12 protein-coding genes are annotated in these 15,425 nt (G+C 76.1%); 7 read left to right on the top strand and 5 right to left on the bottom strand.

Going from position 1 to position 15,425, the window contains the following annotated elements; all coding sequences use genetic code 11:
- The first annotated feature begins 401 nt into the window (after window positions 1-401).
- Entirely contained in the window at window positions 402-1,079 is a 678-nt protein-coding gene (locus tag RLT57_RS27480) for an HAD family hydrolase (RefSeq protein ID WP_311299932.1), read from the top strand.
- 242 nt (window positions 1,080-1,321) lie between these two features.
- On the opposite strand, the gene RLT57_RS27475 is transcribed toward RLT57_RS27480, so the two are convergent.
- Genes RLT57_RS27475 through paaA form a run of 5 tightly spaced genes read right to left on the bottom strand, consistent with a single transcriptional unit; the run spans window position 1,322 to window position 5,082 of the window.
- Window positions 1,322-2,458, bottom strand: a complete 1,137-nt coding sequence (locus RLT57_RS27475; RefSeq protein WP_311299931.1) for a 2Fe-2S iron-sulfur cluster-binding protein — start codon at window positions 2,456-2,458, stop codon at window positions 1,322-1,324.
- On the bottom strand, window positions 2,458-3,045 hold the full coding sequence (gene paaD, locus RLT57_RS27470) for a 1,2-phenylacetyl-CoA epoxidase subunit PaaD (protein WP_311299930.1): 588 nt from the start codon (window positions 3,043-3,045) through the stop codon (window positions 2,458-2,460). Before paaD ends, RLT57_RS27475 begins: the two co-directional genes overlap by 1 nt.
- Complete coding sequence (gene paaC / locus RLT57_RS27465) at window positions 3,042-3,839, bottom strand: 1,2-phenylacetyl-CoA epoxidase subunit PaaC (RefSeq protein ID WP_311299929.1); 798 nt, start codon at window positions 3,837-3,839, stop codon at window positions 3,042-3,044. The genes paaD and paaC overlap by 4 nt, the downstream gene beginning before the upstream one ends.
- On the bottom strand, window positions 3,836-4,123 hold the full coding sequence (gene paaB, locus RLT57_RS27460) for a 1,2-phenylacetyl-CoA epoxidase subunit PaaB (protein ID WP_311299928.1): 288 nt from the start codon (window positions 4,121-4,123) through the stop codon (window positions 3,836-3,838). Before paaB ends, paaC begins: the two co-directional genes overlap by 4 nt.
- Window positions 4,120-5,082, bottom strand: coding sequence for a 1,2-phenylacetyl-CoA epoxidase subunit PaaA (gene paaA, locus RLT57_RS27455; protein ID WP_311300892.1), 963 nt, complete (start codon window positions 5,080-5,082; stop codon window positions 4,120-4,122). The genes paaB and paaA overlap by 4 nt, the downstream gene beginning before the upstream one ends.
- Before the next feature lie 346 nt (window positions 5,083-5,428).
- Here paaA and RLT57_RS27450 point away from each other — a divergent pair, with 346 nt between their 5' ends.
- The 6 genes from RLT57_RS27450 to RLT57_RS27425 all read left to right on the top strand — a co-directional run bounded on the left by RLT57_RS27450 (window position 5,429) and on the right by RLT57_RS27425 (window position 15,175).
- Window positions 5,429-6,982 (top strand): class I adenylate-forming enzyme family protein, encoded by a 1,554-nt coding sequence (locus RLT57_RS27450; protein ID WP_311299927.1) that lies wholly within the window; start codon window positions 5,429-5,431, stop codon window positions 6,980-6,982.
- On the top strand, window positions 6,975-7,406 hold the full coding sequence (locus RLT57_RS27445; protein WP_311299926.1) for a hotdog fold thioesterase: 432 nt from the start codon (window positions 6,975-6,977) through the stop codon (window positions 7,404-7,406). The genes RLT57_RS27450 and RLT57_RS27445 overlap by 8 nt, the downstream gene beginning before the upstream one ends.
- 23 nt (window positions 7,407-7,429) lie before the next feature.
- Window positions 7,430-9,067 carry a benzoate-CoA ligase family protein gene (locus RLT57_RS27440; RefSeq protein ID WP_311299925.1) on the top strand — a complete coding sequence of 546 codons (1,638 nt, stop codon included), beginning with the start codon at window positions 7,430-7,432 and terminating at the stop codon, window positions 9,065-9,067.
- A 225-nt stretch (window positions 9,068-9,292) separates the two neighbouring features.
- Window positions 9,293-11,509, top strand: a complete 2,217-nt coding sequence (locus RLT57_RS27435; protein WP_311299924.1) for an anthranilate synthase component I — start codon at window positions 9,293-9,295, stop codon at window positions 11,507-11,509.
- A gap of 79 nt (window positions 11,510-11,588) precedes the next feature.
- A complete protein-coding gene (locus tag RLT57_RS27430) occupies window positions 11,589-13,571 on the top strand; it encodes an FAD/NAD(P)-binding protein (protein ID WP_311299923.1) in 1,983 nt (660 codons plus the stop codon).
- Window positions 13,568-15,175 (top strand): lyase family protein, encoded by a 1,608-nt coding sequence (locus tag RLT57_RS27425; RefSeq protein WP_311299922.1) that lies wholly within the window; start codon window positions 13,568-13,570, stop codon window positions 15,173-15,175. Before RLT57_RS27430 ends, RLT57_RS27425 begins: the two co-directional genes overlap by 4 nt.
- Window positions 15,176-15,425: the final 250 nt, after the last annotated feature.

Raw genomic sequence — 15,425 nt, 5'->3', positions numbered from 1 at the left:
CGAGGGCTCCGGGGCGGAGGCATGGGCGTCCCATCACGCGGAGGGGGGTGATGGGGCGCCCTTGCGTCCGCCCCGGAGCCCTCGGCCGGCGCAGCCGGCAACCGGGTCCGCCGCCGCGTTCACCTCCGCGTCCGCCGGTACGATGAGCCGTACCCCGGCGGTCCGGGCCGGCCGCGACGCGGTGGAGGCGACCGGCGGCCGGGGCGCCGCCCGCGGCAGGCAACCCGGACCCGCCGGTACGTCCGGAGGCACTCCGCAGGACCGCCGGCCCGAGGGCAGCACCTCGGGCCGCGCCGGACCTCCCGGCGGAACAGCCCGGCACCGCCCCGCCCGCCGACCGCGCGGCGACCCGTCCGGACCACCGGCCGCCGCCCGTCCCTCTCCCCGCCAAGGATCCCCACGTGCCGAACACCCGCCCCGCCCGCCCCGCCGCCGTGCTGTTCGACATGGACGGCACGCTCGTCGACACCGAACGGCTGTGGTGGTACGCCGCCTCCGAGGTCGCCGAGGGGCTCGGCGGCCGGCTCACCGACGCCGATCTGCCGGACATCCTCGGCCGCCCGATCGCCCACGCCGCCGCGTATCTGCGCCGCGTCACCGGCAGCTCCCGCGACGTGCGGGAGCTGGCAGGGGACCTCGACCGGGCGTTCGGCGACCGGATCGGCTCCGGGATACGGCCCCGGCCCGGTGTGCCGCGGCTGCTGGCCGAGCTGCGGGACGCCGGGGTACCGACGGCGGTGGTGTCGGCGTCGCCGCGCCGGATCGTCGACCTGGTGGTGGGCATGCTCGGCGCCGAGTGGTTCACGGTGACCGTGGCGGGCGAGGACACCCCGCACGGCAAGCCCGCGCCCGACCCCTACCTGGCGGCGGCGGCCCGGCTCGGTGCCCGGCCGGAGAGCTGTGTCGCGGTGGAGGACAGCCCGGTCGGGGTGGCCTCCGCCCTGGCGGCCGGCTGCCCGGTCCTGGCGGTACCGTCCACCGCGCCGATCACGCCCTCCCCCGGCGTCCGGATCCTGACCAGCCTGGAGGACGCCGACCTGGCGCTGCTCGGCACGCTGGCCGAGGCCGCCAGGGCCTGACCCCGGCGTCGTCCCACCCCGGCCGTGGGTCGAGGCCGACCCGGAGAACGGCATGTTCCGCAGCGACAACGGCTCCAGCACCGCGAACGGCACCCGGCTCCGGATCTGGATCGCAACGGCAGCGGCGCCCAAAGTCGCCTTGACCTGAGCCGAGCTGAACTGAACTGGCCCGACACGACCCGCCACCGGCGCCGGGCGCGGCCGTCCGCGGACCGGGCCCGCGCACGGACCGGGCCCGCGCCTCAGGCGACGTCGTAGTCGACGGTGACCGCGGGAGTGGTCGGGTGGGCCTGGCAGGTGAGGACGTAGCGCGCGGAGGTCTCCTCGGCGGTGAGGGTGAAGTTCGTCCGCATGGACGCGCCGCCGGACACGACCTTGGCGCGGCAGGTCGCGCACACCCCGGAGCGGCAGGAGAACGGCAGCTCGGGGCGGACCGACAGGGCCGCGTCGAGGACCGTCTGGCCGGGGGCCATCCGGACCGTGGAGGTCCGGCCCGCCAGCCGCACCTCCAGGCGGGTGCCCCCGGCCGGCGCCGTGTCGTCCGCGCCGGGATCCCCGGTGGCGGCGGGCGGCGGCCCGGTGTGGAACAGCTCGGTGCGCACCGCCGCGGCCGGGACGCCCGCCAGCTCCAGGGCTTGCCGGGCGCCGCGCACCATCTCCCGCGGTCCGCAGACGAACCACTCGTCCACCAGCGTCGGCGGCAGCGGCGAGGTGAGCACTCCGCGGAGCACCTCGGCGTCCAGCCGGCGGCCGGCCGGGCCGATCCGCTGGGCGTCGCGGGAGAAGAAGTGCAGTAGTTGCAGCCGGGCGCCGTGGCGGTCCTTGAGGTCGGCCAGCTCGTCCAGGAACATCGCCGAGCGCGCGGTGCGGTTGCCGTACAGCACGGTGAAGAGGCTCTCCGGCTCCTCCGCCAGGACATGGCCCACCAGGGACAGCACCGGGGTGATGCCCGACCCGGCGACGGCCGCCGCGTACCGGCGGCTCCGGCCCGCGGTCGCGGCGGTGGTGAAGCGGCCCTCGGGCGGGCCGAGTTCCAGCAGGTCGCCGGGCGAGAGCCGCTCGCGGGCGTAGCCGGAGAACACGCCACCGGTCACCGCCCGCACGCCGAGCCGCAGCAGGCCCTCGCGGCGCAGCTCCCGCGGGGTCGAGCACAGCGAGTACGAGCGGCGGACCTCGGTGCCGTCCAGGTCGGCGCGTACGGTGACGTGCTGGCCCGGGGTGAAGGCGAAGTGGTCCAGCAGCCCGTCGGGCACCCGCAGGGTGACGGCCACCGCGCTCCCGTCGTCCGCCGCGGGCGCGGTCCCGGCGACCTCCAGGGCGTGGAAGCCGGTGCGCGGTCGCAGCGGTGCGGTCGCCGTCGGGGCCGTCGGGGCGCTCATCAGTGCTCCTTGAGGTGGTCGAAGGGTTCCAGGCAGGACCGGCAGCGCCACAGGGCCTTGCAGGCGGTGGAGCCGAAGCGGGTGACCTCCTCGGTGTCCGCCGCGCCGCACCGGGGGCAGCGCGGCGCGGCCGTCGACAGCGGCAGCAGGCGGCGGCCGGCCGGCGCCGCGGCGGTGTGGCCGGCGGGCGCGGGGCCGCGGGCGGGCGGGGCGATGCCCGCGGCTTCGAGCTTGGCGCGCGCCCGCGGGCCAATCCAGTCGGTGCTCCAGGCCGGCGACCACACCGTCTCGACGCGGACGTCCCGGTATCCGGCGGCCAGCACGGCGGCCTCGATGTCCGCGCGGATGACGTCCATGGCCGGGCAGCCGACGTAGGTGGGGGTGACGGTGACCACCGGTGTGCCGTCGGCGGCGATCCGGGCCGAGCGCAGGACGCCGAGCTCCTCCAGGGACAGCACGCGGATCTCCGGGTCGCAAACGGTGGCCAGCGCGGCCCGCAGCCGCGCGGGGGCGGTCCGCAGCCGGGCCGGGGCGCCGGGTCCGGCCTCGGCGGCCGGGGCCGCGGGCCGCTTCGGCGTCCCGGTCACCAGGCCACCCCCGGATGGGCGCGGTGCAGCGACTGCATCTCCATCAGCAGCAGGCTGAAGCTCTCGGTGTGCACGCCCTCGCGCCCGCCGGCCGGCGCCCAGCCGTCGTCCGGGACGGCCAGCGTGGCCCGTTCCAGGACCCGGCCGACCGTGCGCAGCCATGCCGGGCGCAGGGCCGCCGGGTCCACGCCGACGCCGTCGGCCGCCACCCGGGCCGACAGCGGGTCGGCGGCGAACAGCGCGTGGGTGTACGGCCAGAGCTCGGCGACCGCCGTCCGCATCCGCCGGTGGGACTCCTCGGTGCCGTCGCCCAGTCGCTCGGTCCAGGTCGCGGCGTGGTCGAGGTGGTACGCGCTCTCCTTGACGGCCTTGGCGGCGACGGCGGCGAGCGTCGGGTCCTGCGAGCCGGACAGGCCCTCGTACAGCAGTTCCTGGTAGGCGGCCAGGAACAGCAGTTTGGCCATGGAGTACGCGAAGTCGCCGTTGGGCAGTTCCACCAGCTGGACGTTGCCGAAGTCGCTCTCCTCGCGTTGGAAGGCCAGCGCGTCCTCGTCCCGGCCGCGCCCCTCCAGCTCGCCGGCGTGGGTCAGCAGGGCGCGGGCCTGGCCGAGCAGGTCCAGCGCGATGTTGGCCAGGGCCACGTCCTCCTCCAACTGGGGTGCGCCGGCGCACCATTCGGCCATCCGCTGGGCGGCGATCAGCGCGTCGTCGGCCAGCCGCAGCACGTAGGCGTACGGGGTGCGGGCGCGGGTGGGTCCCGGACCCGCCCCGGTGGGCGGCGCGGACGGCGTCACAGGTGCTCGACCCCCTCGGGCAGGGTGAAGAAGGTGGGGTGGCGGTAGGTCTTGTCGGCGGCCGGGTCGAAGAAGGGGTCCTTCTCGTCGGGGCTGGAGGCGGTGACGGCGTGGGCCGGCACGACCCACAGCGACACTCCTTCGCCGCGCCGGGTGTACAGGTCGCGGGCGTTGCGCAGGGCGAGCCGCGCGTCGGGGGCGTGCAGGCTGCCGGCGTGGGTGTGCGCGAGCCCGCGCCGGGCGCGGACGAAGACCTCCCACAGGGGCCAGTCGCGTTCGCTCATGCCGCCGCCTCCTGTCCCGCGCCGGTCGGGTCGCCCGGTCCGCCGGCCGCCGCCCGTCGTTTGGCGGCGTACGCGGAGGCGGCGTCGCGCACCCAGGCGCCCTCTTCGTGGACCCGCCGGCGGTGGGCCAGCCGGTCGCGGTTGCAGGGGCCGTCGCCCTTGATGACGCGGCGCAGTTCCTCGAAGTCCGGCGCGGTGAAGTCGTAGTGGCCGCGTTCGGCGTTCCACCGCAGGTCCGGGTCCGGCAGGGTCACGCCCAGCGCCTCGGCCTGCGGGACGCAGACGTCCACGAAGCGCTGCCGCAGCTCGTCGTTGGTGAACCGCTTGATCCGCCAGGCCATGGACTGCGCGGAGTGGGTGGAGGAGTCGTGCGGCGGGCCGAACATCGCCAGGGCCGGGTACCACCAGCGGTCCACCGCCTCCTGTGCCATCGCCCGCTGCCGCGGGGAGCCGTGGGTCAGCGCCCACAGGGAGTCGAAGCCCTGCCGGTGGTGGAAGGACTCCTCCTTGCACACCCGCACCATCGCCCGTGCGTAGGGCCCGTAGGAGGTGCGGCACAGCGGGACCTGGTTGATGATCGCCGCGCCGTCCGTCAGCCAGGCCAGTGCCCCGGTGTCCGCCCAGGTCAGCGTGGGGTAGTTGATGAAGGACAGATAGCCCTGACGGCCTTCGTGCAGGGCGTCGAGCAGGTCCGCGCGCCGCACGCCGAGCGTCTCGGCGGCCGCGTAGAGGTACAGGCCGTGGCCGGCCTCGTCCTGCACCTTGGCCAGCAGGACGGTCTTGCGGTGCAGGGAGGGGGCGCGGCTGATCCAGTGCGCCTCCGGCTGCATGCCGACGATCTCGGAGTGGGCGTGCTGGGCGAGCTGGCGTACCAGCGATCTGCGGTACGCCTCGGGCATCCAGTCGCGCGGTTCGATCTTCCCGTCGGCCGCGAGGACGGCTTCGAACAGGGCTGTCAGGGCGTCCTCGTCGGCTGACGGACCGTGGTCGGCTGACGGGCTTTGCGGCGAGGGCCGCGGGGCTCCCGCCAGCGCCGACTCGGCCGCCGCCACCTCCGCCAGCAGCTGGGCGCTCCCCGGGATCGGGGGCGTCTGGGTTGGTCGTTCGGCCACCACCGGTCTCCTTCCTCCAGTGGCCGCACTGTATGGCCGGCCCCCGGGCGGGGCGGGCGGGGTCGTCCACTAGCTGTCAGCGCCGGGCGGACGGGCGGCAGGAAGGTGTCAGCGCCCCGGGCCGGCCCCGGAACGCTGCCCAGCATGTGAGCACCGAAGGAGTCGGTGAGAGTGGATGAGAGGAGTGGCCGACGTGCCCACGACGAAGGGCTTCTACATAGGCCTGATGTTCGATCACGCCGCGGCCCGGCACCGTTCGGCACCGGTCGTGCTGGACACCCCGTTGCAGCTGTCGCCCGAGGACGGCACCAGCGTGACGGTCGGCCGACTCTCGGAGCTGGTACGGGAGGTGGCGGGCCGGCTGGTGACCGCCGGTGTGCGGCCCGGCGACCGGGTGGCGGTCTACAAGACCAACAACTTCGACATCGCGCTGGTGTCCGCCGCGGTGCAGCGCGTCGGCGCCGTCCCGGCCCTCTTCTCGCCGATGCTGACCGGTGAGACCGCCTCCGGGCTGCTGGCGCGGCTGGACTCGCCCTGGCTGCTGACCGACGCCGAGAAGTACACCGCCTCCGGCGTCGACGGCACGGCCGCGCGCCGCATCCTGCTGGTCGCCGGTGACGAACTGCCCGGCACCGAGTCACTGTCCCGGCACCCGGTCGCCTCGCTGCGAGGCGCCTCGGTGCCCGCGCCCGACGCGCCGGCGTTCATCAGCCACACCTCGGGGACGACCGGACTGCCCAAGCTGGTGGTGCAGACGCCCGACGCCCTCTACCAGCGGCTGCGGCTGCAGAGGCTGGTCGCCTCCTGGGTGTGGCGGCGCGAGACGGTCGCGCTGTGCGTCAGCTTCGTGCACGCCCGGTTCTACAGCGCACTGGACCTGGGCATGTCCTTCGGCAACCCGCTGCTGGTCGCGGTGGACGGCAGCCCGGAGAACATCGGGCCGTTCTTCGCCCGGCACCGGCCCGGCGCGGTGGAGACCCAGCCGAACACCTTCATCGACTGGGAGACGCTGGCCGAGGCCGACGGCCGGCCGCTGTCCAGCGTCCGCTACTACAGCGCCACCTTCGACGCGATGCACCCGCGCACCATCCAGAACCTGCTGGGCGCCTCCGTGCGCCGCTCCCCCAAGTTCATCCAGCTGTACGGGCAGACCGAGACCGGCCCGGTGGCCGGCCGGTTCTACACCGCGCGCGGCGCGGTCGGCATGGACGGCCGGTGCGTGGGCTGGCCGCTGCCCGGGGTGATCCGGATGCGCGTCACCGGCGACGACGGACGGGCGGTGCGGGCCGGCACGGTGGGCCACATCGAGGTCAGGAGCCGCACCCGCGCCGTGACGTACCTCAAGGAGGACGCCCGCTTCGCCGAGCAGCAGAACGGCTCCTGGTGGCGGATGGGCGACCTGGGCTTCATGGACCGGTGGGGCCGGCTGCACATGCTGGACCGGGAGATCGACTCCATCGACAGCGTCGGCTCCAACCTGGAGATCGAGGACACCCTGATGGAGCGGCTGCCGGAGCTGCGCGAGGTCGTGGTGCTCGGCGGCCTGGGCGCCAGGCCGGTGCCGGTGGTGTGCACCCGCGGGGACGAGCCGCTGGACGCCGAGCGCTGGCAGCTGGCCCTGTCGGGCCTGCCGGAGCTGGCCGGCGTGGTGGAGCTGCCCTTCGACCGGGTGCCGCGCACCTCCACCTGGAAGGTACGCCGCCCGGACCTGATCAGGATGCTGGAAAAGGACGGCATCCGTGGCTGAGACCGCCGCCGCGGCCACCGCGCCGGCCGCCGGCGGCGTCCCCGTGCCGGTGGGCGCCGGGGAGCTGGGCGCGCGCCTGGGGATCGAACTGGTGTCGGCCGAGCCCGGCCGGGTCGTCGGCTCGATGCCCGTGGACGGCAACACCCAGCCCTTCGGCGTGCTGCACGGCGGGGCCTCGTGCGTGCTCGCCGAGTCGCTGGCCTCGATCGGCGCCTGCCTGCACTTCGGGGCGGACGGCGGCATCGGGGTGGGCACCGAGATCAGCGCCAGCCACCACCGGCCGGTGTCCGCCGGTCGGGTCAGGGGCGTGGCCACCGCCGTACGACTGGGCCGCACCCACGCCACGTACGAGATCGCCATCGAGGACGAACAGGGCCGCCGGGTGTGCAGCGCCCGGATGACCTGCGTGCGTTCGCGGGCCTGAGAGACCGAGGAGACCACCACCCCATGGCGCCGCTGTCACCTTCCGCCCACCGGGACACCTTCGCCCGCGACGGCCTGCCGCCCGCCGGGCAGTGGCCCGCCCTGATCGCCGACCTGCCGGAACTGCGCTACCCGGAGCGGCTCAACTGCGCCGAGGAACTGCTCGACGGCGCCATCGCCCGGTACGGCGCCGACCGTCCCGCCCTCGTCGACCAGGACGGGTGGCGGTGGAGTTACGCGGAACTGCGCGACCACGTGAACCGCCTGGCGCACGTACTGGTGGCGGACTACGGGCTGGTGCCCGGCAACCGGGTACTGCTGCGCGGTCCCAACTCCCCGTGGCTGGCAGCCTGCTGGCTGGCGGCGCTGAAGGCCGGCGCCGTCGTGGTGACCACCATGCCGCTGCTGCGGGCCACCGAGCTGCGGCAGATCACCGACCTGGCCCGGGTGCAGCTCGCGGTGTGCGAGCGGGGGCTGGTGGACGAGCTGGCCGAGGCCGGCTTCCCCGCGGCGCGCACCGTGACCTACACCGGCGGGCAGGGGGCCGAAAGCGAGCTGCTGCGGCTGGCGGCGGCCAAGCCGGACCGCTTCACGGCGGTCGCGACCGCGGCGGACGACGTGGCGCTGATCGCCTTCACCTCCGGCACCAGCGGCCGGCCCAAGGCCACCCTGCACTTCCACCGGGACGTGCTCAGCATCGCCGACACCTTCAGCGCGCACGTGCTGCGCCCCCGCCCGGACGACGTGTTCATCGGCAGCCCGCCGCTGGCCTTCACCTTCGGCCTGGGCGGGCTGCTGGTCTTCCCGCTGCGGGCCGGGGCCGCCGCCGTACTGCTGGAGCGGGCCGCGCCCGACGTGCTCTTCCGGGCCGTGGAGCGGCACCGGGCCACGGTGCTGTTCACCGCGCCCACCGCGTACCGCGCGGCCCTGGACACCGTGCGGGAGCGGGACCTGTCCTCGCTGCGCCGCTGCGTCTCGGCGGGCGAGCCGCTGCCCGCGTGGGTGTGGCACGCCTTCCACGAGGCCACCGGGCAGCGGGTGATCGACGGCATCGGCTCCACCGAGATGCTGCACGTCTTCATCTCCGCCGCGGACGACGACATCCGGGTGGGCGCCACCGGCCGGCCCGTGCCGGGCTTCCGGGCCCGGGTCGTGGACGACGACGGCGCCGAGGTGCCCGACGGCACGCCCGGCCGGCTCGCCGTCCAGGGCCCGACCGGCTGCCGCTACCTGTCCGACGACCGGCAGCTCCAGCAGGTGCAGGACGGCTGGAACATCACCGGGGACGTCTACGTGCGGGACGCGGACGGCTACTTCTGGTACCAGGCGCGCGCCGACGACATGATCGTCACCTCCGGCTACAACGTGGCCGCCCCCGAGGTGGAGCAGGCCGTCATCCGGCACCCCGCGGTGGCCGACTGCGGAGTCATCGGCGTCCCCGACGGCGCCCGCGGGGCGCTGGTCAAGTCCTATGTGGTGCTCGCCCCCGGCTACACCCCCTCCGACCTGCTCGCCGCGCAGATCCAGGAGTTCGTCAAGCAGACGATCGCGCCCTACAAGTACCCCCGGCTGGTGGAGTTCGTCTCCTCCCTTCCGGCCAGCGCCACCGGGAAGCTGCAGCGCCACGCGCTGCGGGAGTCGGTGCTGGCCGAGACCGGCTGACCCGCCGCCCGCGGGGCGGGCGCCGCCGGCCCGCTCCACCGGCCCGCCACGCCGCCGACCGGGCCCGCACCGGGCGGCCGGCCGCGCCACCGACCGGCCTGCACCGGTCTGCCGTGCCACCGCCCGGCCCGCGGCGGCCGGGCGGCGACCGCTGCCCGGCCGCCCGCCGCCCCTCGCCGACCCCTTCCGACATCCGTGCACTGGAGGCCCGCTCACATGTCTCTGATGGAGGCAGCACCCGCCCTGTCCGCCGACCTGCCCGCGCGGCGGCAGTGGACCACTCCCGCCGGGGTGCTCGTCCACCGCACCAGCGAGCCGGCCGGCGACGCCCACCTGATCCGCGACAGCCTGGAGAACGCCCTCGACCAGCGGCGCGGGATGCTGCTCTTCCGCGGCCAGGACCGGGCCCTCGGCTACGTCGACCCGCCGCTGGAGGTCACCGTGCGCGGCGACCGGGTCGCCGTCTCGGCCCTCAACTCCCGCGGGCGGGTGCTGCTGCGCGCTCTCGGCCCGCTGCTGGCCCGTTCGGTGATGGTCACCGGCGAGGGACCCGACGCCGTCCACGGCCGGGTGGCCGGCGGCGGCGAGGTCTTCGCCGAGGAGGACCGCACCCGCCACGCGGGCGCGTTCACCGCGGTCCGCGCCCTGCTCGCGGCGATGGCCGGCGACGAGGACGGACTGCTCGGCCTGTACGGGGCGTTCGGCTACGACCTGGTCTTCCAGCTCGAAGCCGTCCCGCTGCGCCGGCGGCGCGCCGAGGACGACCGCGACCTGGTCCTGCACCTGCCGGACGAGCTGGTCGAACTCGACCTGCGCCGCGGCCGCGCGGTGCGCCACCGCTACGAGTTCGCGGTGCGGGGCGAGTCCACCGAGGGCCTGCCCCGCGCCACCGCCGCGCGCCCCTTCGTCCCCGGCGTCCCGGCCGAGCCGCGCGACCACGCGCCGGGCGAGTACGCGCAGGTGGTGACGCGGGCCAGGGAGCTGTTCCGGGCCGGCGACCTGTTCGAGGCCGTGCCGGGGCAGGTGTTCCGGCGCGGCTGCCTCCAGCCGCCGTCCGCGCTGTTCCGGCGGCTGCGCGCGTCCAACCCGGCCCCGTACAACCTGCTGGCCAACCTCGGCGAGGGCGAGTTCCTGGTGGGCGCCTCCCCCGAGATGTTCGTCCGGGTGCGGCGCGGCGCGGCCGGCGCCGGGGGCGAGCACCTGGTCGTGGAGTCCGCCCCGATCAGCGGCACGATCGCCCGCGGCGCCGACGCGCTGGAGGACGCCGAGCGGACCCGTGAGCTGCTGGCGTCCGTCAAGGACGAGTCCGAGCTGACCATGTGCACCGACGTCGACCGCAACGACAAGGCCCGGGTGTGCGTGCCCGGGACGGTCCGCGTCACCGCGCGCCGCCGGATCGAGCTGTACTCGACGCTGATCCACACCGTGGACCGCGTCGAGGGCGTGCTCGCGGCCGGCCGGGACGCGCTGGACGGCTTCCTCGCCCACCTGTGGGCGGTCACCGTCACCGGCGCGCCCAAGCTGGCCGCGGTGGAGTTCATCGAGCGCGCCGAGCGCTCCCCGCGGCGCTGGTACGGCGGCGCGGCCGGCGTACTGGCCTTCGACGGGACGCTGGACACGGTGCTGACGCTGCGCACCATCCAGGTACGCGACGGCGTGGCCACCGTGCGGGTCGGCGCGACCCTGCTGTACGACTCGTCGCCGCAGGCGGAGGAGGCCGAGACCGAGCTGAAGGCGAAGGCGCTGCTGCGGGTGCTCGACGAGCCGGCCGCGGGCCCGGCGCCGCGCCGGCCGGCCGCCCCCGGCCCGGCCGATCCCCGGCCGGCCGAGGGACTGCGGGTGCTGATGGTCGACCACCGCGACTCCTTCGCCCACACCCTGGCCGACTACCTGCGGCAGACCGGCGCCCGCGTCACCACCTACCGGGCCGGCAGCCACCTGCCGATGCTGGCCCGCGACCGGCCCGACCTGGTGGTGCTGTCACCGGGCCCCGGCCGGCCGGCCGACTTCGACGTGGCCGGCACCATCGCCGAGGCGCAGGCGCGGGACATCCCGGTGTTCGGTGTGTGCCTGGGCCTGCAGGGGCTGGTGGAGTACTGCGGCGGCGCGCTGTCCGTCCTGGACCACCCGGTGCACGGCAAGCCGTCGCGGGTACGGGTCACCGCGCCCGACAGCGCGCTGCTGGCCGGGCTGCCCGAGCACTTCGACGTCGGCCGCTACCACTCGCTGTACACCGCCGCCCGCGACGTGCCCGAGCAGCTGCGGGTGACCGCGCAGACCGAGGACGGCGTGGCCATGGTCGTCGAGCACCGCGAACGGCCGCTGGCCGCGGTCCAGTTCCACCCCGAATCGATCATGACGACCCGCGGCGGCGCCGGCCGTCTGGTCATCGCCAACGCCGTGACCTCGCTGGTCCGCCCGGCCGGGGCGGGCCGGCTGTGACGCGTACGCGCACCACGTCGACCACCTCCCGGCCCCAGGCCAGGCCGGGCCCGGGGAGCTGGGGAAAAGGAGAGCTCGGATGACCGGCCCGCACCTGCGGATAGCGCTCGTCGGCATGGGACCGCGGGGGCTCTCCGCGCTGGAACGGCTGTGCGCCAACGAACGCAAGTCGCCCTCCCACGAGACCGTCACCGTCCACATCGTCGACCCGTACCGGCCTGGTCCCGGACAGGTGTGGCGCACCGACCAGTCCCGCCACCTGCTGATGAACACCGTCGCCTCGCAGATCACCCTCTTCACCGACGACAGCGTCCGCATCGAGGGGCCGGTCGAGACCGGACCCAGCCTGTACGATTGGGCCCGCACGGTGGCCCTGATGGCGCCGATCGGGGACGCCCTGTGGCGCTACGACGACCAGACGCTGGCCGAGGCCCGCGACCTGGGCCCGGACGACTACCCGACCCGCGCCTTCTACGGCCACTACCTGGAGGCCGTCCACCGGCAGGTCGTCACCGGCGCCCCCGGCCATCTGACCGTCGTCACGCACCGGACGCGCGCGCTGGCGCTGGACGACGACGGCACCGACGAGGGCCACCAGGTGCTCACCCTGGAGGACGGCACCCGCATCGCCGGGCTGCACGCGGTGGTGCTCGCCCAGGGCCACGTCCCGTGCCGTCCCACCGCCGAGGAGCAGGCGCTGTCGGCGCTGTCCCGGCAGGCCGGGCTGCCGCACATCCTGCCGGCCAACCCCACCGACGTGGACGTCTCCGGGATCGGCGCGGGGACCGCGGTGCTGCTGCGGGGCCTGGGCCTGAACTTCTTCGACTACATGGCGCTGTTCACCGTCGGCCGCGGCGGCTCCTTCCGGCCGGCCGGCGACGGCCGCCTGGTCTACCGCGCCTCGGGCCGCGAACCGCGGCTGTACGCCGGGTCGCGGCGCGGTGTGCCCTACCACGCCCGGGGGGAGAACGAGAAGGGCCCGCACGGCCGCCACCACCCCGCGCTGCTGACCGCCGAGGCCGTCGAACGGCTACGGGAGCGGGCCCGCGGCGGCGCCCGGGTCACGTTCGGTACGGACCTGTGGCCGCTGGTCTCCGCCGAGGTGGAGAGCGTCTACTACGGCACCCTGCTCACCTCCCGGGGGCGCGACGGGGAGCGGGCCGAGCTGGTCCGGCGCTACCTGGAGACGCCGCCGGGGCCCGGCCGGGAGGAGCTGCTGGACTCCTACGGAATCGCCGCCGCCGACCGCTGGGACTGGGAGCTGCTGGCCCGCCCGTACGCCGGCCGCGCGTTCACCGGGCCCGACGACTTCCACGGCTGGCTGCTGGAGCGGCTGCGGCGCGACGCCCGCGAGGCGCGGGCCGGCAACGTCAGCAGCCCCCTCAAAGCCGCCCTGGACGTACTGCGCGACCTGCGCAACGAAGTGCGGCTGGCGGTCGACCACGGGGGTATCGACGGCGACTCCTACCGGGCCGAGCTGCAGAGCTGGTACACGCCGCTCAACGCCTTCCTGTCCATCGGGCCGCCCGCCTCCCGGATCGAGGAGATGGCGGCCCTGGTCGAGGCGGGCGTGCTGACCGTGCTCGGTCCCGGCGTCCGGGTGCGGGTGGACGCTGACGGCCCGGCCTTCGTCGCCGAGTCCGACGTGCCCGGCAGCCGGGTGCGGGCCGGGGTGCTGATCGAGGCGCGGCTGCCCGAGCCGGACCTGCGCCGCACCGAGGACCCCCTGATGCGGCACCTGCTGACAGCGGGCCAGTGCCGCCCGTACACCATCGCGGCCGGCCCCGGCGAGCCGTACGAGAGCGGCGGGCTGGCCGTCACCGAGCGGCCGTACCGGCTGCTGGACGCGGCCGGCCGGGCCCACCCGCGCCGCTACGCCTACGGCATCCCGACCGAGGCGGTCCACTGGGTCACCGCCGCAGGCATCCGTCCCGGCGTCGACTCGGTCACCCTGGGCGACTCCGACGCCATCGCCCGCGCGGTGCTGGCCGGCAGTACCTCCCCGCACGACGGCACCGACGAGGACCTCGCGGACAGCGACCTGAGCGGAGTGAGGGCATGAACGGACCGACCGAACGCCCCGCGGCCCCGGCCGACGGTACGGACACGGGGGCGGGCGCGCCGGAGGCGGGGAAGGGCGGCGCGCGCGCGGACGGCGGGCCCGGCGGCGACCCGGGCGGCGGGCCGGGCGACGGCCTGGGCGGCGACGTGGCCGGCGACCTGGCCGGCGGGCTCGACGCGGGGCTGCTCTCACCGGTGCGGGCCGGGACGCCGGCCGAGGCGGCGGTCAGCGACGCCGCGTGGCTGCGGGCGATGCTGGCGGCCGAGGCGGCGCTGGCCCGCGCGCAGGCGGGGCTGGGCACCGTACCGGAGGCGGCGGCCCGGGTGATCACCGAGGTCGCCCTGGCCGGCCGGCTGGACCTGCGGCAGATCGCGCTGGCCGCGCGGGAGACCGCCAACCCCGTGGTCGGCCTGGTCCGGGAACTCACCCTGGCCGTCGCCGCCCACACGCCGGAGGCCGCCGAGTACGTGCACCGCGGCTCCACCAGCCAGGACATCTTCGACACCGGCGCCATGCTGGTCGCCGCCGGGGCGCTGCGCGTCATCCGGGCCGACCTCGCGCGGGCGGCCGAGGCGCTGGCCCGGCTCGCGGCCGCCCACCGCGACACCGTGATGGCCGGCCGGACGCTGGCGCTGCACGCCGTGCCCACCACCTTCGGCCTGAAGGCCGCGGGCTGGCGGGCGCTGGTCCTGGACGCGCTGGAGCGGACCGACCGACTGCTGGACGGCGGGCTGCCCGTCGCGCTCGGCGGCGCGGCCGGCACCTGCGCCGGCTATCTGGAGTACGCGGACCTGGAGTACGCCGGACCGGCCGGCGCCTCCCCCGCGGCCGACCGCGGCCCGGGGCCGCGCGCGGACGGCGGCGCCTACCTCGACCGGCTGGCCGACGCGTTCGCCCGCGAGACGGGCCTGGGCCGCCCCGCGCTGCCCTGGCACGCCCTGCGCACCCCGATGGCCGACCTCGCGGCGGCGCTGTCCACGACCACCGGCGCGCTGGGCAAGATCGCGATCGACGTCCAGACCCTGGCCCGCACCGAGGTCGGGGAACTCGCCGAGCCGGGGCCCGCCGGGCGCGGCGCCTCCTCGGCCATGCCGCACAAGCGCAATCCCGTCCTGACCACCCTCATCCGCAGCGCCGCGCTCCAGGTGCCCGCCTACGCCGTGGTGCTGACGCAGTCCCTGGTCACCGAGGACGAGCGCTCGGCGGGCGTCTGGCACGCCGAGTGGCAACCGCTGCGCGAGTGCCTGCGGCTGACCGGCGGTGCCGCGCACACCGCGGTGGAACTCCTGGAGGGGCTGGAGATCCGCGTTGACCGGATGCGGGACAACCTCGGCGCGACCGGCGGCCAGGTGGTCGCCGAACGGCTCGCCGCCCGCTTCACCGGGCGGCTCGGCCGCCAGGCCGCCCGGCAGCTGCTCACCCGTGCCTCCGCGCGCGCCGCCAGGGACGGGCGTCCGCTGGGCGCGGTGCTCGGCGAGGACCCGGCGGTGAAGGGCAGGCTGCCGGCCGCCGAACTCGACGCCCTGCTCGACCCGGCCGGCTACACCGGCGCGGCCGGTCCGCTGGTGGACCGCGCGCTCCGGCGACGGTCCCCGACACCGTGACCGGCCGCGTGACCGGCCGCGTGACCGGCACCACGGCCGGCACCACGGCCGGCACCACGGCCGGCAGCGCGGCCAGGACCCGTACCCGGTACGCCGGTCCGCCCGTAGCCCCCGCATCCCCCGCGGCCCCGGCAGCCCACCTGTCCCGCACCCCTTTCCGTGTCCCCTCCCCCGCCCCTTCTCGCGTCCGGCGCGTCCCCGTCACGCCCCGCGGGAGCCGCACCGACGGCGGCTCCCCCTTCGGCCACTC

The sequence above is a fragment of the Streptomyces sp. ITFR-21 genome (assembly GCF_031844685.1).
Lineage (GTDB): Bacteria > Actinomycetota > Actinomycetes > Streptomycetales > Streptomycetaceae > Actinacidiphila.
The sequence above is the reverse complement of the archived record's forward strand: the minus strand, read 5'-3'. Positions and strand labels throughout refer to the sequence as shown.